The sequence below is a fragment of the Mangrovibacter sp. MFB070 genome, from assembly GCF_000705335.1.
Lineage (GTDB): Bacteria > Pseudomonadota > Gammaproteobacteria > Enterobacterales > Enterobacteriaceae > Mangrovibacter > Mangrovibacter plantisponsor.
Genome location: NZ_JJMI01000008.1, coordinates 42,516 through 63,697, shown reverse-complemented (window position 1 = coordinate 63,697; position 21,182 = coordinate 42,516). Strand labels below are relative to the sequence as shown.

The following is a 21,182-nucleotide window of genomic DNA, read 5'->3' as shown; positions in this document are numbered from 1 at the left end:
TATATTCAATCACATTTGATTATATGTGAGCAAGATCAAGTTAATTGAATCGAGGATAAATTATAAAATTAGCCATGTTGTGAAACAGCAATGCTGTATTGATTGAATTCAATCACTACATTGCATATCCAGACAGGAGAGGAGCGTGGGTACAATAAACAGCACCATTATTAGCGGCGCAGGTGCCATAGCGTCAATAGAGCCATTACTGGCAGATAAAAAAAGCATTTTATTAGTCAGTGACCAGAACATTATCAAACTGGCCCCGGTGAAAGCGCTGTCAGAACTTTTGCAGGCCAATAACCGGCACGTGAGCATTGTTGACAATGTTCCCCCGGAACCCGCCCGCGATGACGTGAACCAGATTATGGGCAAACTCCAGGGTGCCCAGTTTGATTTGGTGGTGGGTGTTGGCGGTGGCAGCGTACTGGATGTCGCTAAGTTATTGTCTGTGCTCTGCCACACCAGTGCCCCCACACTGGAAACCCTGCTTGCTGGCGAAAAACCGTCAACGCGCCTGGCTTCTTTGCTGATCCCTGCCTCTGCAGGTACCGGTTCAGAAGCCACTCCCAACGCAATTCTGGCCATCCCGGAACAGCAAACAAAAGTGGGCATCATTTCGCCTGTGTTATTACCGGATTACGTTGCGCTACTGCCAGAACTCACCACCAGCATGCCAGCACATATCGCCTCTTCGACTGGTATTGATGCCCTGTGCCATCTGATTGAGTGCTTTACCGCCACCATTGCCAACCCGGTGAGCGATAACGTGGCGTTACAGGGGATGTTTAAGCTGTTCCGCAATATAGAAAACGCAGTTAAAGACCCGGAGAACCTGTCTGCCAAACTGGAAATGCTCTGGGCTTCTTATTATGGCGGGGTGGCGATTAACCACGCAGGGACGCACCTGGTGCACGCAATGTCTTACCCTTTGGGCGGGAAATATCACCTGCCCCATGGTGTTGCTAATGCCATTTTACTTACCCCCTGCATGCGCTTTATTCGCCCGGCCGTTGTTGAGAAGTTTGCCGAAGTCTGGGACCTGATCCCCGGCAGCGACCAGCAGTTAAGTGCAGAAGAGAAATCATGCCGCCTGGTCGACTGGTTTGGCGAACTGGTAGAAAAACTACAACTCCCGGCATCACTGGAAGCACTGGGAATCAGCCCGGATAACGTACCATACCTCGTGGATGGTGCGCTGAATGTCCAGCGCCTGATTAAAAATGTGCCCTGCCCTGTCAGTGCAGCAAATATTCAGGCCATCTACGAAACGCTTTTTACTCAAGGAAAATAACATGTCTGAACCCATTACCGGGGTACTGACCGCCATCGTCACACCCTTTACTCAACAAGGTGAGTTGAATACCGCCCAGTTACGCCAACAAGTTCAGCGCCAAATCAAGGCTGGTAATGGCGTGTTTTGCGGCGGCACAAATGGCGAATTTTTTGTGCTCAGTGAGCAGGAAAAAATCGCTATAGCTGAAATCTGTGTTGCCGAATCTGCCGGGCGTAAACCGGTCGTCGGGCATATTGGCGAAATATCAACCCGGGATACCATTCGCCTGGGTAAACAAGTCGCGCAAACGGGTGTCAACGCGGTATCGGCTGTTACGCCCTGGTTTGTTCCCCTCACCCAGCAAGAGCTGGCACGCCACTACCTGGCTGTCGCGGATGCGCTGACAGTACCTTTGTATCTCTACAATATTCCGGCCCGGACCGGTAACACCCTGGCACCAGAAACCGTACGCCAACTGGCGGAACACCCCAACATTGTTGGTATTAAAGACAGCGCAGGCAGTTACGACAGCCTGAGTGGTTTTCTCCACGCCACACAAGATTTACCCGCGTTCTCCGTACTGAATGGCCCGGATTCATTAATTCACCGCGGCTTTGTTGAAGGGTGTAAGGCCTGCGTTTCAGGGCTGGCAAATGTAGCCCCCACACAAATCAACGCTATTTGGGAAACTTTCCGTAACGGCGATATTGCGGCCTCACACCATGCACAGGAAGCCGTTACGGGACTACGCACTGACCTGTACAAAATTGCCTTTTCGCCTGCCGTCGTTAAAGAGGCACTGGTGTTGATGGGCCATGACGTGGGGGCCAGCCGCTATGGTGTGAGCTTTACACCAGACCAACAACAGCAAATTCGCCAGATAGTGAACCAGTACCTTCACTAAAGCCATTTGCGCTTTCGTCAAAAATGCAGTCGGGCATCCCAGGATGCCCAGGTCTGATACGCCCAAAAGAGAGGCTATGATGAATCATTTTACCACTGAAGATACCTTATATATTGTCGGTATCGTCGTTGCTTATATCCTGTTTACAACGTGGCTGACGTTCCGATTACGCAGTAAAGATTCTGGCGATTTCATGGAAGGCTCCAGAGCGATGCCGGCCTTTATTGTCGGGATCTTGTTGATGTCTGAATATATCGGTGCCAAATCCACTATCGGTACTGCACAGGCAGCATTTGAATCCGGTGTTGCTGCCTCCTGGTCGGTACTTGGTGCCGCAATTGGTTTCCCTTTATTTGGTTTATTATTGGTGAAACGGATTTACAACACCGGGAAAATCACTATTTCTGGTGCAATATCTGAAAAATATGGCCGTTCAACCAAGAATATTGTATCCCTGATAATGATCTACGCGCTGTTGCTGGTGAATGTCGGGAACTATGTCAGTGGTGCAGCAGCCATTTCCACGGTGTTGAAAATCAATCTTCCGGAAGCCGCCTTTATTACCGCAATTGTCAGTACATTTTATTTTGCCTTTGGTGGTATGAAAGGCGTGGCGTGGGTAACAATGCTGCACAGTGCACTTAAATATGTCGGTGTTCTGGTTATTCTTGGTTTTGCTCTGTACGAAACCCATGGTTTTGCACCTATGGTGAAAAACATGCCAGATTACTACTGGACATGGGATGGCAACTTTGGTGCCGGCACCATCGTCGCATGGGTGATTGGTACGGTAGGCTCTATCTTCTGTACTCAGTTTGTTATTCAGGCGATATCGTCCACCAAAAATGTTGAATCCGCCAAACGTTCAACCTGGGTTGCGTTTTTCTTCTGCCTGCCCATTGCTCTGGCAATCGCCATTATTGGTGTCGCCGCAAAATACCTGCACCCGGAAATCCACAGTTTGTATGCACTGCCAGTGTTCCTGCAGGACATGCCGGTTTGGCTGGCAGGGCTGGTAACGACTTCGCTGGTTGCTTCTATCTTTGTGAGCGTCAGTACCGTTGCGCTGGCAATTGCTTCTCTGGTAGTCAAAGACTTCTATGTGCCAATGAAAAACCCAACACCTGATCAGGAGTTCCGCGCCACACGCTGGATCTCACTCGTCATTGGTTTTCTGCCCCTTATCTTTGTCTTGTTTGTTCCTGAGGTTCTTAAACTGTCGTTCTTCACCCGTGCAATCCGTTTGTCGATATCGGTTGTGGCTGTCATTGCCTTCTACTCGCCGATGTTCAAAAGTACGCGCGGTGCCAACGCTGGTTTAATCGGTGCCTGTGTCATGACATCACTGTGGTACTTGCTGGGCGACCCATTTGGTATCAACAACATGTATATCGCTCTGATAACACCAGCAGTCATCATGGTTATTGACCGCATCGTGCCTCATAAAAACAAAGTACAAAATCCACATACCGTAATGAGTAATAACGGAGTCTGATATGTCTGAAGCTTTCTGTGCCACACGGGATGGCGTAATCCAAACACCAGCAAGTGATTCACCTTATGCAACCGCTATGCTGCCATCGTCATGCCCGCAAAATCATGCAGCGAATTTGTTGCCGCTGCCCAATGGTGATGTGCTTTGTGTCTGGTTTGGCGGTACCCAGGAAGGTATAGCGGATATCTCGGTGTGGATGTCCCGGTTGCCAGCAGGCAGCCAGCAATGGTCGCAGGCCCGTAAACTTTCAGATGACCCGAGCCGCTCGGAACAAAACCCGGTGTTGTTCCTTAGCCCGGACAACGTGTTGTGGCTACTGTGGACTGCGCAAATCTCCGGTAACCAGGACACCGCGATTGTTCGCTATCGCCAGTCCACGGATTTCGGGCAAAGCTTTGGAGAAATTCGCACACTGCTCGACCAGCCAGGCACTTTCATTCGCCAGCCTGTCGTTGTGCTGAAAAATGGCGACTGGCTGTTGCCAGTGTTCTATTGCCGCACACAGCCCGGTGAAAAATGGGTGGGTAACGATGATATCAGCGGCGTGAAAATTTCCAGCGATAAAGGCAAAACCTGGCAGGATGTAGAAGTTCCGCAAAGCCTGGGGTGTGTCCATATGAACATCACGCCAGCTAATGACGGCACCCTGCTGGCCTTTTTCAGAAGCCGATGGGCAGACAATATTTACCGTAGCCACTCCGAAGACGGAGGGCGGCACTGGAGCATTCCTGAGCCAACCACGCTGCCAAATAACAACTCCTCTGTTCAGGTAACCACACTGGCAAACGGCGACCTGGCGCTGGTATTTAATAACATGAGTGCAGCCGGGGCAACGGAGCGCCGCGCATCTCTCTACGATGAAATTGATGATGGCGATGACAGCCGCAGCGAGCCAGTCGCCAGTGGGCGCACTGCATTCTGGGGTGCGCCAAGGGCACCAATGACTGTCGCCATTTCCCGGGATAATGGCAAAACCTGGCCATGGATGAAAAACCTGGACGAAGGTGATGGTTATTGCATGACCAATAACTCTCAGGAAAAGCTCAACCGTGAATTCTCCTACCCAAGCATTAAGCAGGGCCTGAACGGTGAGTTGCACATTGCCTATACCTGGTACCGCCAGGCGATTAAATACGTCTGCATCACACCAGAATGGGTCATGGCATAACGAGGTAAGTATGATAATTGGACACGTTGACACCCTGCAACTGGCAGGGTTACCCGGCGTACTGCTGGCAATTCTCTCCCGGCCTGACTGTGCACTGAGTGCATTGCAACACCGTGATGATGGCCGCTGGCAACCGGAAGGTGAAGACTGGTACTGCACAATCGGCCCGGCAATGACCCAGCCTGGCTCTCAACGCCATACGGAATACCATAACGACTGGCTGGATATCCAACTGATGCTGGATGGGGAAGAAGAGATAAATGCTGATCCTTTGCCGCAAGTCCACCCGGACTTTGTGGAGAAAAAACCGGATCTGTTTATTGTTCCTTCGCCACATTTAACCCAGAGTATCAGGCTGTTACCTGGTTATTTCGCTGTTTTATTCCCCGGTGAGCCACACCAGGCACTGTGTGCTGTCGGGCAGCCTGCCGGGGTACGCAAGGCGGTCTTTAAAATTCCACGCACACTCATTTCGGAGAACATGTAATGCCACATGCATTGGTCACTGGCGCCAGTTCAGGAATTGGTGCAGCCATTACAGAACGGCTTCTGGAAAGCGGCTGGTCAGTGACAGGAATCAGCCGTCGCCCGGCCAGCTACCCGAGCCAGGCATTTCATAACCTGAATGTGGACATGAACGATTTACCCGCGCTCACCGCTGCGGTAACAGCCCTTGAAACAGTTGATGCTGTCATTCATGCTGCAGGTTTTATGGCTGCTGCCCCACTGGGTATGCTGGATGCCGAACTCAGTGAACAATTGTGGCGCATCCATGTTCTGGCACCACAAGTATTACTTAATACCCTGGCACCACGCATGCCCACAGGTGGGCGCATTGTGCTAATTGGCAGCCGTACCGCCCATGGTGCCGCCGGGCGTTCACAATATGTGGCCTGCAAAGCCGCAGTAATTGGTATGGTACGCAGTTGGGCCGCAGAATTGGCCCCCCGCGGCATAACAGCAAATATTGTTGCACCGGGTGCAACGCTTACACCAATGCTCTCTCAACCAGGCCGTGTTTCATCGCCCCCTAAACTTCCCCCTATTGGCCGCTATATCGACCCAAAAGAAGTGGCTGCACTGGTCAATTTTTTGGTTTCGCCAGAAGCGGGGGCAATAACCGGCCAGGAATACATTATTTGTGGTGGTGCATCATTATTCTGACCACTGTGCGCGTATATCGCTAAGGTTATACGCGCCATTTCAGCACCTTACCAGGCCAATAATCAGGCAGGAATTATTCTTTTAATTTATCGAAACCCACCACACAAAACACTCAACCTAACGCATTGATATATTTTATATTTTTCAAAACAAATAAAATATTACACTATATTCAATTGCAGGTTAAAATTGCCAGCATTAGTTAGCCAGCCGGGAAAATTAAGCAGAATATTAGCACTTGCTTTGAAGAGAGATTATGGTAGGGTTGATATTAACAACATATTTACACAGGAAAAAACAAGATAACTAAAACACCCATCCTCATTTTAGCACAATGCAAAAAACCGTTAAAAATTGATGGCGTTAATTTTGTTTTCACCATCATCCACATGAGCAAAAATCAATAATACGCCTGCTGCATATCAGCGCCGCCGCATTATTGATGTGTGCTCCAAAAAATCATAAATCCGCTCTGCTATGGCGGAGAATAATATGCACAACATCATAAGGAACCGTTCCATGAAAAAGACCTTTCCTGTTGCACTCACCTTAATTTCCACCGTACTGATGGCAACCGGGTCCGCAAAGGCTGCTGACTTACCCGGCAAAGGTGTCACTGTTTACCCTGTGCAAAGCCCACTCCCGGAAGAATCCTTTCAAACTGAACTGGTGAACCGCGCGCTTGAAAAATTAGGCTACGATGTTCAGCCAACCAAAGAAGTGGATTACAACGTTGCGTATACAGCCATATCAGAGGGCGATGCCACTTATATGGCAGTCAACTGGGAGCCGTTACAGAAAGACATGTACAACTCGGCCGGCGGCGACAAGAAGTTTTACCGCAAAGGGACTTATATTAGTGGTGCCGCACAAGGGTATTTAATTGATAAGAAAACAGCAGATAAATACCATATTACTGATCTCTCACAGCTTAAAGACCCGAAAATAGCCAAACTATTTGATGCGGATGGCGATGGTAAAGCCGATTTAACCGGTTGTAACCCTGGCTGGAATTGTGGGTCGGTTATTGCCACACAAATAAAGGCATATGGGTTAAGCAATACTGTTGAGCAGAATCAGGGGAACTACTCCGCAATTATTGCAGAAACCCTGACTCGTTATAAAGCAGGCAAACCGGTATTATATTATGCTTGGACACCTTACTGGGTTAGTTTTGTATTAAAACCGGGTAAGGATGTGGTATGGCTCACCGTGCCATTCTCCGCCAACCCTGGCGGATTAAAAGGGCTGGATACCACACTGCCAAATGGCAAGAATTATGGTTTCTCCGTTAATAACGAACACATTGTGGCAAATAAACAGTGGGCGGAGAAAAACCCGGCGGCAGCCAAACTGTTTGCCATTATGAAACTCCCCCTGGCAGATGTGAACGCCCAGAATCTACGGATGCATGAAGGCCAGGACTCAGCGCAGGATGTTCAGCAACAGGTCGATGGCTGGATTAAAGCGCACCAAAGCACCTTCGATGGCTGGGTAAAACAGGCTATGGCTGCCGCGGGTAAATAACCTGGTTAATTGTGTTACGCCCCGCCAACTGCGGGGTAACCAAACTCAGAAAAGGTTACCTGAAGAGTACAACCAGAAAGAAACCCGCAGGTTTCTTTCTGGTTTGTTTATGTACCACATACCACTGTGTATCACCGCACCGCGAATACTAACGGTGGGCGGCGACAAATGATTCAATCTGCGCCTGAGTGATACTGCCCGTACCCTGGGTATCAATTTCACTAAAATGCTTCGCCACCATCGGCATGCCCGCCTGCGCTTCCTGCAATGTCAGCTTACCATCATGGTTGGTATCCGCTTGTGAAAACCGCTGAGCCAATCTTGCAGATTGAGTGGCAGCAACAACCAGTGTGGTACTGCCAGCCAGTAACAACCCGGCCATTAAAAATGTACGTATTTTCATTGGAGCATCCTTTTATTTTCGCAGAATTGCGGCGCTATTTATTCACCACAATTTTATTTATGGTTACCAGAATAAAATTATGTCACCTGATGTCACTATAAATAAAACCAGTGACATGCCATGACATAATTCACCACTTCTGAAGTATGGAAAATAAAAATAGAATAATCAGTGCAGAGCAAGCTATGGCCAGTTGAGCGCAACAGGCCATTATTTTCGGTAATAAACTTTTGGTAATAAATACAGGCCACACACAGCAACCACTTAATTATCAACCTAAAAACTGAAATTCATTATTTATTAATAAAGGCTTAGCACCATGAATAATAAACCAATGAATAATAAACGATGCCAGCAGCTTATCGGTGTCCTGGGGTTATTATGCACGTCAATAACCGTGGCACCCAGGCTTATGGCTGAAGAGCCGGGGCACATCAACCTGGTTTCTCCTGCCAGGCTGGTTATTATTACCCCGGCACATCCCCCGCGTTTGTTAGTGGCAGCACCACCTCCTCCTGCGGGCCCCAGAATGCCCCGTGGGATGTATTGGAAACCCAGGCCCCCTCATGGGCCTTCTCAGCCAGGCCATCCCGGGCAGCCAATGGCACCCAATGGGCAACCTGGAATGAAACCACAGCAACCAGGGCAGCAGGGAGGTTCACCACAACAACCCGGGCAGCCACAACAGCCGCAAGGCGCTCCACAACAAGGTGAGCCGGGGTCTGTTGCTCCAGCCACACATGCCTGAGGAACGGTAACGATAATGCAGTGGCCTGTTACTCTCAAACAAACGTTACTCAATAACGCAGGCAAAATCAGCGTGCTTTTGCTGCTGGCTGCCATGCTGTGCACTATTGGGTATCTGTTACCTAAACGCACCCAGGTGTTTCGCCCAACGCGTGAAGTCCTGCACCAGTCATTCCACGGCGCAGGCGAAATAGCAGCACTTAACCAGGCACAACTGTCCAGCAAAACGCCATTGCGCCTGCAGTCTCTGCTGGTTGATACGGGCGATAAAGTCAAACGAGGTGAACTCCTTGCCCAGTTTGATGACCAGGAATTGCAGGCAGATGAGCAGGCAGCCAAAGCCGCCCTTGATGGAGCTGTGAGTAGTGAAGCCGCGGCACACACCAACTGGCTGCGCCAACAGCATATCGAGCAACAGGCCAAAGATGATGACCGCCGCGCACATATTCTGGCCCGCACAGGTAAAGGCGCGATTTCACAAAGCGACCTGGAAAATGCCAAAACCAGCCTGCAGACAGCCCAGCTAGACCTGGCGTCAGCCCGGTTCCAGTGGCAGCAGGCACAACACGCCCATACAGAGGCACAGGCACAATGGCGCGCCGCTCAGTCGCGCCTTGCGGATACCCGAATGGTGGCGCCATTCAGCGGCTTAATTACCGGCAGAAAGTGCAGTGAAGGCGACATTATCTCCCCCGGCACAGACTGTATTGAGTTAACCGATACTCAATCGCTGTACATCAGTGCACGCTTTGATGAATCAGTACTGGGCACCATCCAGGTGGGTGACAGTTGCGAGGTTTTTCTGCGCTCACACCCGAACCAGGCCCTGCACGGCTATGTGGAGCGGATAAACCGCAGCGTAGACAGCGACACGCGCGAATTCACCGCCAATATTGGGTTACCGGCCCTGCCCCCTGGCTGGGCGCTGGGTGAGCGGGCGGTTGTAGTTCTTCACCACACCAGTGCGCAGCCTGTTCTTACCCTGCCAGAGCACCTGCTCACCCATGCAAACGGAGAAACCTGGGTTTGGCTGCTGGACAAAGAGCATGCGGTCTTGCGCAAAGTGCAAATTGGGCAACACACCGAACAGGCCAGTGAAATCACACAAGGGGTAACACCAGACAGCCTGGTACTGCCACCGGCCCACTACCGCCCCGGGCGGCGTATCAGCCCGGTCAGGAGCGAAAATGAATCTCGCGATTAAAGACATTCGCGCGGGTCTGTTTCGCTTTACGCTAACCTGCGTGGGGATTGGTTTAATGCTGATGACATCGCTGGCTATGACTGGGTTGTATCAGGGGATCGTGGCAGATGCATTATCCATTATTGACCACGCCCATGCAGATTTATGGGTAATTGAAGCCGGAACCGAAGGCCCGTTCGCCGAAAGCTCACTCATTGACCGCAGCGTACTGAGCCGCTCTCTGGCCTTACAGGATGTCGCAACCGCCCGGCAGTTTACTTTGCAATCAGAGCGTTTCAGCGTGCACGGTAAAACAGTGCGCGCATCACTGGTTGGGCTGGATTACCCAACAGATACCGGCAGCACTATTCCATTATCCGCAGGCCGCCACCTGCGTGCCGGGCGCAATGAAGCCATTGCAGACCAAAGTACCGGCCTGCATACCGGTGACACACTGCGCCTCGGCACAACAGCTCTCACCGTGGTGGGTGTGGCAAAAAACTACCAGGACTACAACGGTAACCCCATGGTTGCTGTGTCGGTTAATGATGCGCTGGATATCCAGGCTCATCGCCCGGAAGAAAGTGTGTATATCTCGCGCGATACCGGGCGCGTCCAGGTGCCCAGTAAAACAGCTAATATTGCCGCAGTCCTGTTAACTCTGGTCCCCGGAGCCAACCTGCAGCAAGTGCAGCAACAAGTAAACCGCTGGGGAGACGTTATCGCTCTGACCAGCGAACAGGAGCGAGAAGTCTTTTTGTATGGCAGGCTGGAGCGTTTACGGGGCCAGATAGTACTGTTCACAGCCATTTTACTGGTAGTGACCGCCGTAGTAATTGCGGTGACGCTCTACACCATGACACTGGAAAAACTCCACGAAATTGCGCTCCTCAAACTGATTGGCGCACGCAACTGTGTCATTATCAGTATGATTTTACAGCAGTCTATTGCTCTGGGTGCTCTGGGTTACACCATGGCTGCCGTGCTCATTCCTGTGGTATCACCTTTCTTTCCACGCCGCCTGGTACTGACACTCAATGATTACCTGCTGTTTGCAGTTATTGTTTTGCTGTTATGCATTGTTGGTGCGTTACTCGGTATCCGCCGTGCCATGCAGGTGGAAGCACGCGAGGTGCTGTCATGAAACGTGCAGTCATTGAACTCAGCGGTATTACCAAATGCTATGGACAGGGCCTCACCCAGGTTACCGCCATCGCCAATGTCACGACCACGCTGTATGCCGGTGAAGTTGTTGCCCTGCTCGGCCCCAGTGGCTCGGGTAAATCCACCCTGCTGATGATTGCCGGGTTACTGGAATCCCCAACCCAGGGCACAGTGACTATTAACGGGTTATCCGCCAGTGGCCCTGATGCCGCAATTGGTAACGTGCGCGATTTCCGCCGCAAGAATATTGGCTTCGTTTTCCAGAAACCCAACCTGATCCCCTTTCTTACCGCCCAGGAGAATATTCGCCTGGCCATGGAAATCAATGATGTGCCGGCACCACAGCAAGCCCGAACACTCGCGGATTTACTCAACTGGCTTGAAATTGAGCACCGGGCCAATAACTACCCCGGGCAATTATCTGGCGGTGAGCAACAACGCGTGGCGATTGCCCGGGCTCTGGCAAACCACCCGCCGCTGCTACTGGCCGATGAACCTACCGCAGCACTGGACAGCAAGCGCGGGCGGCAGGTGGTGTCGCTGTTTCATAACATTGCGCATGAGCGAGATACCGCAGTAGTGCTGGTCACTCACGACCACCGCTGCCTGGACCTGGTAGACAGAATTCTGGAAATGGAAGACGGCCAGTTAGTTGAACGCCCCATGAATAGCATGATAACTCACGATAAGCGAAACTGAACCATGCGTGTTATGAACACTCTGTGTGCCTCACTGACTGCCCTGAGTATTGCTCTGAGCCTTAGTGGGTGCCATGCCCCTGCGCTGCCAAAAGACACTACACTGGCAATTCCCAACCGGTTTAACGCAACCAGCAGCGCCTCCACAACAGCACAACTGCGCCCGGACTGGTGGGTTGAGTTTAATGACACAACACTCAACTCACTGGTTCACCAGGCGCTGGAAAATAACCCCAATATTGCCGCATCAGCAGACCGCCTGAGCGCCGCAATGGCTCAGACAGCCCAGGCCCATGCAGACCGGTTGCCACAACTTTCACTGTCGCCACAAGCCAGTCGACGCAAAGCATCCACCGCAACGGATAAACCCTGGAAAGTCAGCAGCAACGGCCAAGAAAGTGCCCTCAGCAGTAGCGGCCTGTCTCTGGACACTCAACCCTATGCCACCGACTGGCAGGTACCGTTACAATTGAGCTGGGAAGTGGATCTGTGGGGAAAACTGCAAGCCAGTGAAAATGTAGCCGGGGCACAAGCAGAAGCCAGCCAGGAAGACCTGCGCAGCGCCCGGTTATCATTGGTTGCCTCGGTTGCACAGGGTTACATCCAGTTGCGGGCCGACCAGGCCAGTGCACAACTGCTCAGTAAACAACAAGCGGTACAACAGGCATTATTCGAAAACAGCCAGGCCAGCCAGTCGGCGGGAATCACCGACCTGACCGCAGCAACTCAGGCACAAATGGCATTGTTTGCGCTGAATAACCAGCAACGGGCGATGAGCCTGCATATTAGTGACGATATCCATACACTGGAGGTACTGTGCGGGCTGATGCCAGGTAGTTTGGCTGGTTTACGCAGCTCACAACACTGGCCGCTGAATTTACCTCAGACACCCGCCAGTCTGCCCGCCAGCGTGCTCAAACAGCGCCCGGATATTCGCCGTGATACCGACCAGTTGAATGCTGCCCGTGCTCAGGTGAAAGTCGCCCGGGCTGATTTTTTCCCGTCACTGAATCTCACCACCAGCCTGGGTACCGAGTCATCGAGCCTCTCTTCTTTGCTGAGCTCCGGCAGTCTGCTGTGGTCGTTAGGTGCCAGAATTTCTCAGCCCTTGTTTGACGGCGGGCGCCTGCAGGCAAATTACCAGGCAGCAACGGCACAATTTGAAGAAGCCGCGCATAATTACCAGGCCACAGTGATTCAGGCATTAAGTGATGTCGATAAAGGGTTAACCGCTCTGCAAATCAGCAAAACCAGCAGCGAAACCGCCACCAGACTCGTCACCGCTTCGGCACAGCTTACTGCACAACAACAGGCGCGGTTTAGTGCAGGAATGGGTACTCAGGATGCCGTAAATCAGGCCCGGCTGAGTGAATACCAGCAGCAGTCGGCGCTGGTCACATCACAAACGGCAGCCTTGCAGGCCTGGCTGACATTACGCCAGGCGCTGGGTGAATAACAGACCCAGGGTGAAAAACAGGGTATGGGCGAATCAATCGCCCTGACAAATGGCGTGAGCGGCAAACCCATTTACCGGTTCAGCGGCAACAGAACAGCTACCGCCAGCCCACCAGTCGCGGAGGCAGATATACGCAGTTGCCCACCGTGCTGGCGGGCAATGCGCTCAACAATCGACAACCCCAGCCCGGCGCCTTTATCCTGGCGCGCCTTACCACGGTAAAATGGCCGAACAATATCAGGCCATTGTTCTGGTGGGATCCCAGGCCCGCTATCTGCCACTTCCACCACAGCCATGGTCCCTTCAAGGCGCGTAGACACATGCAAACCCGTTTGGCCGTATTTCACTGCATTTTGCATCAGGTTCATCAGCGCGCGCTGAACGGAAACTGGCCGCCAGGTGAACTCGGGTAACTCTGCCAGTTGCACAGTGAAATCCACACCAAGGCCCGCGTAATCTGCCACCAGCGCTTCTACCAGGTGATTGAGGTTACCCGGTTGCGCCACTTCGTTATCTTCTTTACGGGCAAAATCAATAAACTGCCCCAAAATGGCGTCAATGGCCGCAATGTAACGCTCGGCGTCTTTCTGCCCGGACTGAAACAACGCAGGTTCTGCAACCACCATGCGTAGCTTGGTCAGAGGGGTGCGAATATCATGTGAAATCCCCGCCAGCATCTCTTCCCGGGCAGCATCACTACGCGCCAGTGTACTCACCATATGGTTAAACGCACGGGTGACTGTCGCCAGCTCTTCAGGGCCCTGTGGTGGAACCGGCGCAGGCCACTCCCCGGTTGCTACCGTGCGCGCAGCCGCAGCCAGTTGGTTCAGTGGGCGCGAAAGACGCCAGTGGATCCACGCAGCGCACAAAACGGGAAACAGCATAATAATAAAAGCGACCAGAACACCGGCAGCAGGCATCTGGTTGGAAATATGCTGAGCCGAAAAGGCTATCCACCAGCCATCATCTTTACGCAGGCGAACCCACAAACGCCGCTGCTCACCATATTCCCAATGCAGTGTCACACCGGGAGGTAACTGGCGCGACAGTTGCGCGAAAAAGTGATGCAGCATCATGCCTTCTGGCAGGCTGTCATGCCGTGCGGCTGTAGGCAGTTCGCTGTCAGGAATTCCATGCATATTGATTAATTGCTGGCGGCGCTCTTCGGGCGTCAGTGTTGCGAACAACTGGTTTATCATGCTGATCTGCTGGCTGACCAGTGCGGCTGCATCATCTACCCGGGGAAACTGCACCAGGCGAATCCACACGAACCACGCAGAAGCAAAACAGAGCAAAACCATTGGGATAAGCAAAGCGAGGTTGCGGCCGAGTAGAGACCGAAATAAGCGTTTGCTGAACACAGAGCCTGGCATGTGTGCTCCTGTTACTCAGAATAACCAGGTGGGAATGAAGCCTGGTTTGTTAAGACCTGGCAGGTTTGAGCGCTTAAAGGCAGGTGAGCACTGGCACGTTGTCAGGCAATAACCTCACCGGATAACAAATAGCCTTTCCCCCACACAGTGCGCAACCAGCGTGGTTCGGACGGGTTCTGCTCAATGATTTTGCGAATACGCAACACCTGCACATCCACACTGCGGTCAAGTGCCACATAGCTGCGCCCGCGCGCGCGGGCAATTAAATTATCGCGGCTTACCGGGCGGTTAAGCGTGGTCGCCAGCGCCACCAACAGGCTGATTTCTGCAGTATTGACCTCCACAGGCGTGCCCAAATGTGTCAGCAGTGACTGCGCCAGATCCAGCTCAAACTCACCAAAGCGCACTTTTTTGGGCGCAGCCGGGTTTTCGCCCCCCAGCATACGCTGGCGGCGCAAAATAGCCCGGACACGAGCCAACAGTTCCTGTGGAATAAAGGGCTTAGCGAGGTAATCATCAGCGCCACTTTCCAGGCCGGTTATCCGGTCTACCGGGTCGCCACGGGCGGTGAGCATCAACACCGGTAAAGTGTGCCCTTCTGTACGTATGCGGCGGCACACACTCAGGCCATCTTCCGGTGTCATCATTAAATCGAGGATAAGTAAATCCCAGGGGGTGCGGGCCAGCAGAACATCAAGCCGGGCGCTGTCCGCAATAGCCTGGACACGAAACCCATGCGCCTGCAGGTAATGCTGCAACATTTGGCGCAATTCACTTTCGTCATCCAGCACAATGATGCTGGCCTGGTTTTCCACTAAGCCCTGAGAGGTCACGCTGGTTTCTCCAACCTGAGTGTTACTGACTGACTGTAGCACCCGGGGCTAACAGGCCAAAGCGGGAAAATATGTCACCGTCTTACACGGCGGGATAAACGGGCAGACACCCGCTATCCCAATGCCTGGTTAAAACTGAACTGTAACTTACTTAAGCCCAACAACCCCGGCTTTTTCCAGCATGGCATGCAACAGCACATTGCCGCCTTTTTCGACCTGTTCTGGTGAGGAATACTCAATTTCGTTATGGCTGATACCGTCTTTGCAGGGGATAAAAATCATCCCGGTGGGGGCAAGCATGCTCATATATACCGCGTCGTGCCCGGCGCCAGAGACAATATCCATATGGGAATAGCCCAACTGCTGAGCAGCACGGCGCACGGCATCTTTGCAGGCCGGGTCGAAAGGCGCAGCCGGGTAGTGAGACACCTGCTCCAGCTTAACGCTCAGGCCACTTTCCTGTTCCACTTTGGCAATAAAGGCTTTCAGGGCGGTATCCATGTTATCCACATCAGCATCGGTCATGTTGCGGAAATCAATGGAGAACTTCACGCTGCCTGGCACCACGTTGCGGCTGTTGGGGTACACCTGCACCATACCCACTGTTCCCCGCCCATGGGGCGCAAACTGCCCGGCAATGGCGATCACTTCCTGCATAATGCGGGTGGAGACCTGGAGTGCATCCTGGCGCATGGCCATTGGGGTTGGCCCGGCATGGGATTCCATTCCCGTAACGGTGCAGTCATACCAGCGGATCCCCAGCACGGCCTGCACCACACCAATAGAAATATCCTGGTCTTCCAGAATCGGCCCCTGTTCAATGTGAGCTTCAAAATAGGCACCAATCGGGTGTTGCCCGGGAACTGCCGGCCCGGCATAACCAATTTTATGCAGCTCATCTTTTACAGTTTTGCCGGTGGTATCGGTGGCGGCATAGGCCTGTTCCAGCGTGAAAATACCGGCAAACACCCCGGATCCCATCATCACCGGAACAAAGCGGGAACCTTCTTCGTTGGTCCAGAACACCATTTCTACCGGTGCTTCAGTTTCAATACCGTAGTCATTCAGAGTGCGAATCACTTCAAGGGCGGAAAGCACACCGAAGTTACCATCGAACTTGCCGCCAGTGGGCTGGGTATCGATATGGCTGCCAGCGACAATAGGTGGCAGGCTGTTATCACGCCCGGCGCGGCGCATAAACACATTACCAATCTGGTCAACTTCTACAGATAACCCGGCTTCTTTGGCCCAGGACACCACCAGGTCGCGGCCCTGGCGGTCGAGATCCGTCAGTGTCAGGCGGCATACACCGCCTTTAGGCGTGGCACCAATTTCAGCCAGGCGCATCAGTGAATCCCACAAGCGTTCGCCATTAATGCGCAGGCTCTGGGTATCTGCCGTTTTTTTCGTTGCGGATAATACTTCACTTGTCATGACTTTCTCCTTCCTTCATTGAATTCGAATAACAGGGTATTAACGCGCTACTGCCTGCGGTGCCCGCTGGCGTTCCCAGGCGGCTGCCGCACTGAAATCCGGCCCAAATGCCGGGCGTTTGATATAGCGCCCGGCACCTTCGCGGGCACGTAACTCACCATCAGCCCAAACTACAACCCCCTGGCTGAGGGTAAACACTGGAACGCCGGTGACCGTCCGGCCTTCAAACACATTGAAATCATTACGGGAGTGATGGGTGGCGGCAGATAACGTTTTGCTGCCTGCCGGGTCCCACAACACCAGGTCTGCATCCGCACCCGGCGCAACACAGCCTTTACGCGGGTACAGGTTAAACAAGCGGGCGGTGTTGGCAGAGGTGATTGCCACAAACTCACTGGGTGTCAGCCGGCCACTGTTGACACCAGCATCCCAAATTACTGCCATACGCTCTTCCACCCCACCGCACCCGTTGGGAATTTTGGTGAAACTGTCGCTGCCCATGGCTTTCTGGCTGGCGCAGAACGTGCAGTGATCTGTCGCAGTGGTATGTAACTGGCCGGATTGCAGCCCGTGCCATAACGCACTTTGGTGGGATTTATCACGAAATGGCGGGCTCATCACATGGGCGGCGGCAACGGTGAAATCGGGGTGGCGATACACGCTGTCATCAATAACCAGGTGCCCGGCAAGCACCTCGCCATACACCCGCTGGCCACGGTTGCGGGCGCGGGCAATGGCTTCGGCAGATTCACGGCAGGAAACATGCACCACATAAATAGGTACGCCCATAATGCTGGCAACAGTAATTGCCCGGTTGGCGGCTTCGCCTTCCACTTCTGGCGGGCGCGATAACGGGTGAGCTTCAGGGCCAGTAATCCCCTGTTTCAGCATTTCTTGCTGCAGGAGATACACCATTTCGCCGTTTTCCGCATGGACGGTGGGCATTGCGCCCAACTCCAGGCAACGGCGGAAGCTGTTCATCAGGGTTTCGTCATCACACATAATGGCGTTCTTATAGGCCATAAAGTGTTTAAAGCTGTTCACCCCTTCTTCGCGCACCAGCGTGCCCATATCCCGGCGGACACTCTCATCCCACCAGGTTATCGCCACATGGAAGCTGTAGTCAGATGCGGCTTTTTCTGCCCAGCCGCGCCACTGATGGTAAGCTTCCATCAAGGGCTGCTGCGGGTTTGGTATCACAAAATCAATAATGGTTGTGGTGCCTCCCGCCAGAGCTGCCGAAGTACCGCTGTAGAAATCATCTACCGTGGTGGTGCCCATAAACGGGAAATTCATATGTGTATGCGGGTCTATGCCACCGGGCATCACGTACAACCCACCGGCATCCAGCGTTTCAGTGCCCACCGGAATATCCCACTGAGTGGCATCACCCACGGCAACAATCTTCCCGCCCGCACACAACACATCGGCGCGTTGCTGGTAATCGGCATTCACCACCGTACCGCCTTTAATCAACACATTACCCATTGTTTTCTCCTTTCTGTTCAGGGTTCAGGCGGTGGTTGCCATCGGGTTATTGGGGTGCGTTGTCCAGTTGGCATACTGGTCGGTCACCACTTTACCGGTGCGTTTATCCACTTCGCCGGGTTGCAAACTACGCAGAGAAATACAGTTTTCTACCGGGCAGACAGAGGCGCACAGGTTGCAGCCAACGCAGTCTTCTTCGCGCACTTCAAAGTGGCGTTCACCGTCTTGTAAGGTAGAGATGGCCTGGTGAGAGGTGTCTTCACACACCAGGTGGCAACGCCCGCATTTAATACACAGGCTTTGATCAATTACGGCTTTATCAACATGATTAAGGTTGAGGTAACGCCAGTCAGTAACACTGCCCAGCGCCATGCCGCGGAAATCTTCAATAGTGCGGAACCCTTTCTGATCCATGTAGTTTTCCAGGCCGCTAATCATGTCGCGCACAATCTGGAAACCATTGACCATCACGGCTGTACACACCTGAACGTTGCCACAACCGAGCGCGATAAATTCCGCCGCGTCGCGCCAGGTGGAAATCCCGCCGATACCGGAAATCGGCAACCCCTGGGTTTGCGCATCGCGGCCAATTTCAGACACCATATTCAGGGCAATGGGTTTCACCGCCGGGCCACAATAGCCGCCGTGGGAACCTTTATTGCCGGTATGGGGCGTCATCAGCATGGAATCCAGGTCAACGCCCATCACGGAGTTGATGGTGTTGATCAGTGAAACGGCATCTGCGCCACCAGCCCGCGCAGCTCTGGCGGGGTAGCGGATGTCGGTGATATTTGGGGTCAGCTTGACGATAACCGGCAGGCTGCAATACTGTTTGCACCAGCGGGTGACCATCTCAATATATTCCGGCACCTGGCCTACTGCCGCGCCCATGCCCCGTTCACTCATCCCGTGCGGGCAACCAAAGTTCAGTTCAATGCCATCAGCGCCGGTTGCTTCCACTTGCGGCAGAATAGTTTTCCAGGCGTCTTCTTCGCAGGGCACCATGATAGAGACCACAATCGCCCGGTCCGGCCAGCGTTTTTTCACCTGAGCAATTTCCTCCAGGTTAATGGCAAGGCTGCGGTCGGTGATAAGTTCAATATTATTCAGGCCAAGCACTTTGCGGTCTGCGCCGCGCAACGTGCTGTAACGTGGGCCGCTTACGTTAACGACATGGGGGTCAAGCCCGAGGGTTTTCCACACCACGCCACCCCAGCCAGCGGCAAATGCGCGTTCCACATTCAGGGCTTTATCGGTTGGCGGCGCAGAGGCGAGCCAGAAAGGATTAGGACTGTGGATGCCTAAAAAATTACTATGTAAATCAGCCATGAGCGTGCTCCCCGGCGAAATCAGCATGAGATGTAGCAACAGAAAGTGCCTGTGCAATGGAAACTGCGGCGATTTTTCCCTGCCGCACCGCATCAACCGTGAGATCAAGGCCACCGAAGCAACAGTCGCCCCCGGCCCAAACACCCGGCAACGAGGTCTGGCCCTGTTCATTGGTTAAGATGCGGCCCTGTTTAAGGGTTATCGCCGTTCCTGCCGGGGCGGGGTCGTAAGCCTGGCCAATCGCTTTCAGTACCCAGTCCGCCGCCAGGGTGTAACGCTCCCCACTGTCTGCCAGGCCGGTGTCACTTTGGGCCATCACACTGAATGTCACGCCAGTCACCTGGTTATTTTGCTGTTCATACGCCAGCGGCGCAGACCAGTAACGCAGCGTGACACCGTTGTCTTTGGCAAACGCCTGCTCTTTGGGCGAAGCTTTCATGGATTCAGCCCCGCGGCGGTATACCAAAGTGACGTCACGCGCACCGAGCTTCTTCGCCTGAACGGCGGCGTCAATCGCCGTCATCCCGCCGCCAATCACCACCACGTTACGGCCAACAGGCAACTGGCTGAGGTCTGTGCTCTGGCGCAGACGGGCAATAAAATCAACGGCATCCATAACACCTGCAGGTTCTGCTGACCCCAGGCTGGCATCGTTAACAGCCGCGAGCCCCAGGCCCAAGAAAACGGCGTCATACTCTTCACGCAGGGTATTAAGGTGCACGTCCTGCCCCAGGCGGGTTTGTGGGTGAAAATGAATGCCGCCCACCGAAAGCAGCCACGCCACCTCTTTGCTGGCAAAATCTTCGCCCACTTTGTAGCGGGCAAGGCCATATTCATTCAGCCCACCCGCTTTCGGGCTGGCGTCAAACATATCCACTTCGTGGCCTGCAACTGCAAGTTGATGGGCAGCAGCCAGGCCTGCCGGGCCTGCACCAACCACGGCCACACGCTTCCCGGAGGCGGGAGCGCGAACAAACAGCGGCTTGCCGCCATCAGCAAAGAACTGGTCGGTTGCAAAACGCTGGAGCAATGCAATGTTCAGCGGTTTGCCATCCTGAGCGTTACGCACACAAGCCTGCTGGCACAGGTTTTCTGTTGGGCAAACCCGGCTGCAAATACCACCCAGCACATTGGCTTTAAGGATCAGTTCGGCTGCACCACGCGTATTGTTTTGCGCCACGCGGTGAATAAAACCAGGAACATCGATATCTGCCGGGCACGCCTGGCTACAGGGTGCGTCATAACAGTAGTGGCAACGGTCGGCTTCTGTTACAGCCTGGTGTGCTGTGAGTGGGGCTTCGCAATCGGCAAACTCACGCGCGTAATCTGCCGGGGCTAATCTGCCAGCCTGTACGCCAGCCAGATCAATACCCAAAGGTGCATGTTTATTCACAAGCCACCTCCTGCACTTGCCAAAAATGAAACAGGGGCAGCTCGGTGGGGCAACGAACAACAACATACTGCGGGACGTCTCTGCTCATTATGCTTCTCCTGAAAGATGCAGCTCACGAAAAGTCCGGCTGCAAATTTTTGACCAAAT

At 53.2% G+C, this 21,182-nt stretch carries 19 protein-coding genes; 12 read left to right on the top strand and 7 right to left on the bottom strand.

The window, feature by feature from the left end; all coding sequences use genetic code 11:
* Positions 1-145: 145 nt before the first annotated feature.
* The 7 genes from DT73_RS03080 to proX all read left to right on the top strand — a co-directional run bounded on the left by DT73_RS03080 (position 146) and on the right by proX (position 7,534).
* Positions 146-1,294, top strand: coding sequence for an iron-containing alcohol dehydrogenase (locus DT73_RS03080; RefSeq protein ID WP_036103757.1), 1,149 nt, complete (start codon positions 146-148; stop codon positions 1,292-1,294).
* 1 nt (position 1,295) lies between these two features.
* Positions 1,296-2,180 carry a dihydrodipicolinate synthase family protein gene (locus DT73_RS03075; RefSeq protein WP_036103754.1) on the top strand — a complete coding sequence of 295 codons (885 nt, stop codon included), beginning with the start codon at positions 1,296-1,298 and terminating at the stop codon, positions 2,178-2,180.
* 79 nt (positions 2,181-2,259) lie between these two features.
* On the top strand, positions 2,260-3,675 hold the full coding sequence (locus DT73_RS03070; RefSeq protein WP_036104099.1) for a sodium:solute symporter family protein: 1,416 nt from the start codon (positions 2,260-2,262) through the stop codon (positions 3,673-3,675).
* A 1-nt stretch (position 3,676) separates the two neighbouring features.
* Positions 3,677-4,843: an exo-alpha-sialidase gene (locus DT73_RS03065; protein WP_036103750.1), complete on the top strand. Its 1,167-nt coding sequence runs from the start codon at positions 3,677-3,679 to the stop codon at positions 4,841-4,843.
* 10 nt (positions 4,844-4,853) lie between these two features.
* Complete coding sequence (locus DT73_RS03060; RefSeq protein ID WP_036103747.1) at positions 4,854-5,330, top strand: YhcH/YjgK/YiaL family protein; 477 nt, start codon at positions 4,854-4,856, stop codon at positions 5,328-5,330.
* Positions 5,330-6,007 (top strand): SDR family NAD(P)-dependent oxidoreductase, encoded by a 678-nt coding sequence (locus tag DT73_RS03055; RefSeq protein WP_036103744.1) that lies wholly within the window; start codon positions 5,330-5,332, stop codon positions 6,005-6,007. Before DT73_RS03060 ends, DT73_RS03055 begins: the two co-directional genes overlap by 1 nt.
* Before the next feature lie 519 nt (positions 6,008-6,526).
* Positions 6,527-7,534: a glycine betaine/L-proline ABC transporter substrate-binding protein ProX gene (proX, locus tag DT73_RS03050; RefSeq protein ID WP_036103740.1), complete on the top strand. Its 1,008-nt coding sequence runs from the start codon at positions 6,527-6,529 to the stop codon at positions 7,532-7,534.
* A gap of 148 nt (positions 7,535-7,682) precedes the next feature.
* On the opposite strand, the gene DT73_RS03045 is transcribed toward proX, so the two are convergent.
* Positions 7,683-7,937: an EF-hand domain-containing protein gene (locus DT73_RS03045; protein ID WP_036103737.1), complete on the bottom strand. Its 255-nt coding sequence runs from the start codon at positions 7,935-7,937 to the stop codon at positions 7,683-7,685.
* Positions 7,938-8,256: 319 nt separating this feature from the next.
* On the opposite strand from DT73_RS03045, the gene DT73_RS26535 reads away from it, so the two are divergent.
* From DT73_RS26535 to DT73_RS03020, 5 genes are read left to right on the top strand one after another with little or no spacing between them, the layout of a single operon-like run.
* A complete protein-coding gene (locus tag DT73_RS26535; RefSeq protein WP_200874769.1) occupies positions 8,257-8,685 on the top strand; it encodes a hypothetical protein in 429 nt (142 codons plus the stop codon).
* A gap of 15 nt (positions 8,686-8,700) precedes the next feature.
* Positions 8,701-9,888 carry an efflux RND transporter periplasmic adaptor subunit gene (locus DT73_RS03035; protein ID WP_036103734.1) on the top strand — a complete coding sequence of 396 codons (1,188 nt, stop codon included), beginning with the start codon at positions 8,701-8,703 and terminating at the stop codon, positions 9,886-9,888.
* Entirely contained in the window at positions 9,872-11,011 is a 1,140-nt protein-coding gene (locus tag DT73_RS03030) for an ABC transporter permease (protein WP_036103732.1), read from the top strand. Before DT73_RS03035 ends, DT73_RS03030 begins: the two co-directional genes overlap by 17 nt.
* On the top strand, positions 11,008-11,730 hold the full coding sequence (locus DT73_RS03025; RefSeq protein WP_036103729.1) for an ABC transporter ATP-binding protein: 723 nt from the start codon (positions 11,008-11,010) through the stop codon (positions 11,728-11,730). Before DT73_RS03030 ends, DT73_RS03025 begins: the two co-directional genes overlap by 4 nt.
* A 3-nt stretch (positions 11,731-11,733) precedes the next feature.
* Positions 11,734-13,185 (top strand): efflux transporter outer membrane subunit, encoded by a 1,452-nt coding sequence (locus tag DT73_RS03020; RefSeq protein WP_036103727.1) that lies wholly within the window; start codon positions 11,734-11,736, stop codon positions 13,183-13,185.
* Between the two features lie 71 nt (positions 13,186-13,256).
* Here the strand turns inward: DT73_RS03020 and DT73_RS03015 are convergent, their stop codons facing one another.
* The 6 genes from DT73_RS03015 to DT73_RS02990 form a co-directional block, all read right to left on the bottom strand.
* Positions 13,257-14,558, bottom strand: a complete 1,302-nt coding sequence (locus tag DT73_RS03015; protein ID WP_036103725.1) for an ATP-binding protein — start codon at positions 14,556-14,558, stop codon at positions 13,257-13,259.
* 101 nt (positions 14,559-14,659) lie between these two features.
* Positions 14,660-15,391, bottom strand: a complete 732-nt coding sequence (locus DT73_RS03010; RefSeq protein ID WP_235234382.1) for a response regulator — start codon at positions 15,389-15,391, stop codon at positions 14,660-14,662.
* A gap of 147 nt (positions 15,392-15,538) precedes the next feature.
* Entirely contained in the window at positions 15,539-16,825 is a 1,287-nt protein-coding gene (locus DT73_RS03005; RefSeq protein ID WP_036103724.1) for a Zn-dependent hydrolase, read from the bottom strand.
* A 39-nt stretch (positions 16,826-16,864) separates the two neighbouring features.
* Positions 16,865-18,313 carry a dihydropyrimidinase gene (gene hydA / locus DT73_RS03000; RefSeq protein ID WP_036103721.1) on the bottom strand — a complete coding sequence of 483 codons (1,449 nt, stop codon included), beginning with the start codon at positions 18,311-18,313 and terminating at the stop codon, positions 16,865-16,867.
* A gap of 24 nt (positions 18,314-18,337) precedes the next feature.
* Positions 18,338-19,642, bottom strand: coding sequence for an NAD-dependent dihydropyrimidine dehydrogenase subunit PreA (gene preA / locus DT73_RS02995; RefSeq protein WP_036103719.1), 1,305 nt, complete (start codon positions 19,640-19,642; stop codon positions 18,338-18,340).
* Entirely contained in the window at positions 19,635-21,035 is a 1,401-nt protein-coding gene (locus DT73_RS02990; RefSeq protein ID WP_235234379.1) for an NAD(P)-dependent oxidoreductase, read from the bottom strand. The genes preA and DT73_RS02990 overlap by 8 nt, the downstream gene beginning before the upstream one ends.
* Positions 21,036-21,182 lie beyond the last annotated feature (147 nt).

Excerpts from the sequence above, each read along its gene's own strand:
- DT73_RS03075 (WP_036103754.1), top strand. The coding sequence starts at position 1,296 with ATGTCTGAACCCATTACCGGGGTACTGACCGCCATCGTCACACCCTTT.
- DT73_RS03070 (WP_036104099.1), top strand. The coding sequence starts at position 2,260 with ATGAATCATTTTACCACTGAAGATACCTTATATATTGTCGGTATCGTC.
- DT73_RS03065 (WP_036103750.1), top strand. The coding sequence starts at position 3,677 with ATGTCTGAAGCTTTCTGTGCCACACGGGATGGCGTAATCCAAACACCA.
- DT73_RS03060 (WP_036103747.1), top strand. The coding sequence starts at position 4,854 with ATGATAATTGGACACGTTGACACCCTGCAACTGGCAGGGTTACCCGGC.
- DT73_RS03055 (WP_036103744.1), top strand. The coding sequence starts at position 5,330 with ATGCCACATGCATTGGTCACTGGCGCCAGTTCAGGAATTGGTGCAGCC.
- proX (WP_036103740.1), top strand. The coding sequence starts at position 6,527 with ATGAAAAAGACCTTTCCTGTTGCACTCACCTTAATTTCCACCGTACTG.
- DT73_RS03045 (WP_036103737.1), bottom strand. The coding sequence starts at position 7,937 with ATGAAAATACGTACATTTTTAATGGCCGGGTTGTTACTGGCTGGCAGT.
- DT73_RS26535 (WP_200874769.1), top strand. The coding sequence starts at position 8,257 with ATGAATAATAAACCAATGAATAATAAACGATGCCAGCAGCTTATCGGT.
- DT73_RS03035 (WP_036103734.1), top strand. The coding sequence starts at position 8,701 with ATGCAGTGGCCTGTTACTCTCAAACAAACGTTACTCAATAACGCAGGC.
- DT73_RS03030 (WP_036103732.1), top strand. The coding sequence starts at position 9,872 with ATGAATCTCGCGATTAAAGACATTCGCGCGGGTCTGTTTCGCTTTACG.
- DT73_RS03025 (WP_036103729.1), top strand. The coding sequence starts at position 11,008 with ATGAAACGTGCAGTCATTGAACTCAGCGGTATTACCAAATGCTATGGA.
- DT73_RS03020 (WP_036103727.1), top strand. The coding sequence starts at position 11,734 with ATGCGTGTTATGAACACTCTGTGTGCCTCACTGACTGCCCTGAGTATT.
- DT73_RS03015 (WP_036103725.1), bottom strand. The coding sequence starts at position 14,558 with ATGCCAGGCTCTGTGTTCAGCAAACGCTTATTTCGGTCTCTACTCGGC.
- DT73_RS03005 (WP_036103724.1), bottom strand. The coding sequence starts at position 16,825 with ATGACAAGTGAAGTATTATCCGCAACGAAAAAAACGGCAGATACCCAG.
- hydA (WP_036103721.1), bottom strand. The coding sequence starts at position 18,313 with ATGGGTAATGTGTTGATTAAAGGCGGTACGGTGGTGAATGCCGATTAC.
- preA (WP_036103719.1), bottom strand. The coding sequence starts at position 19,642 with ATGGCTGATTTACATAGTAATTTTTTAGGCATCCACAGTCCTAATCCT.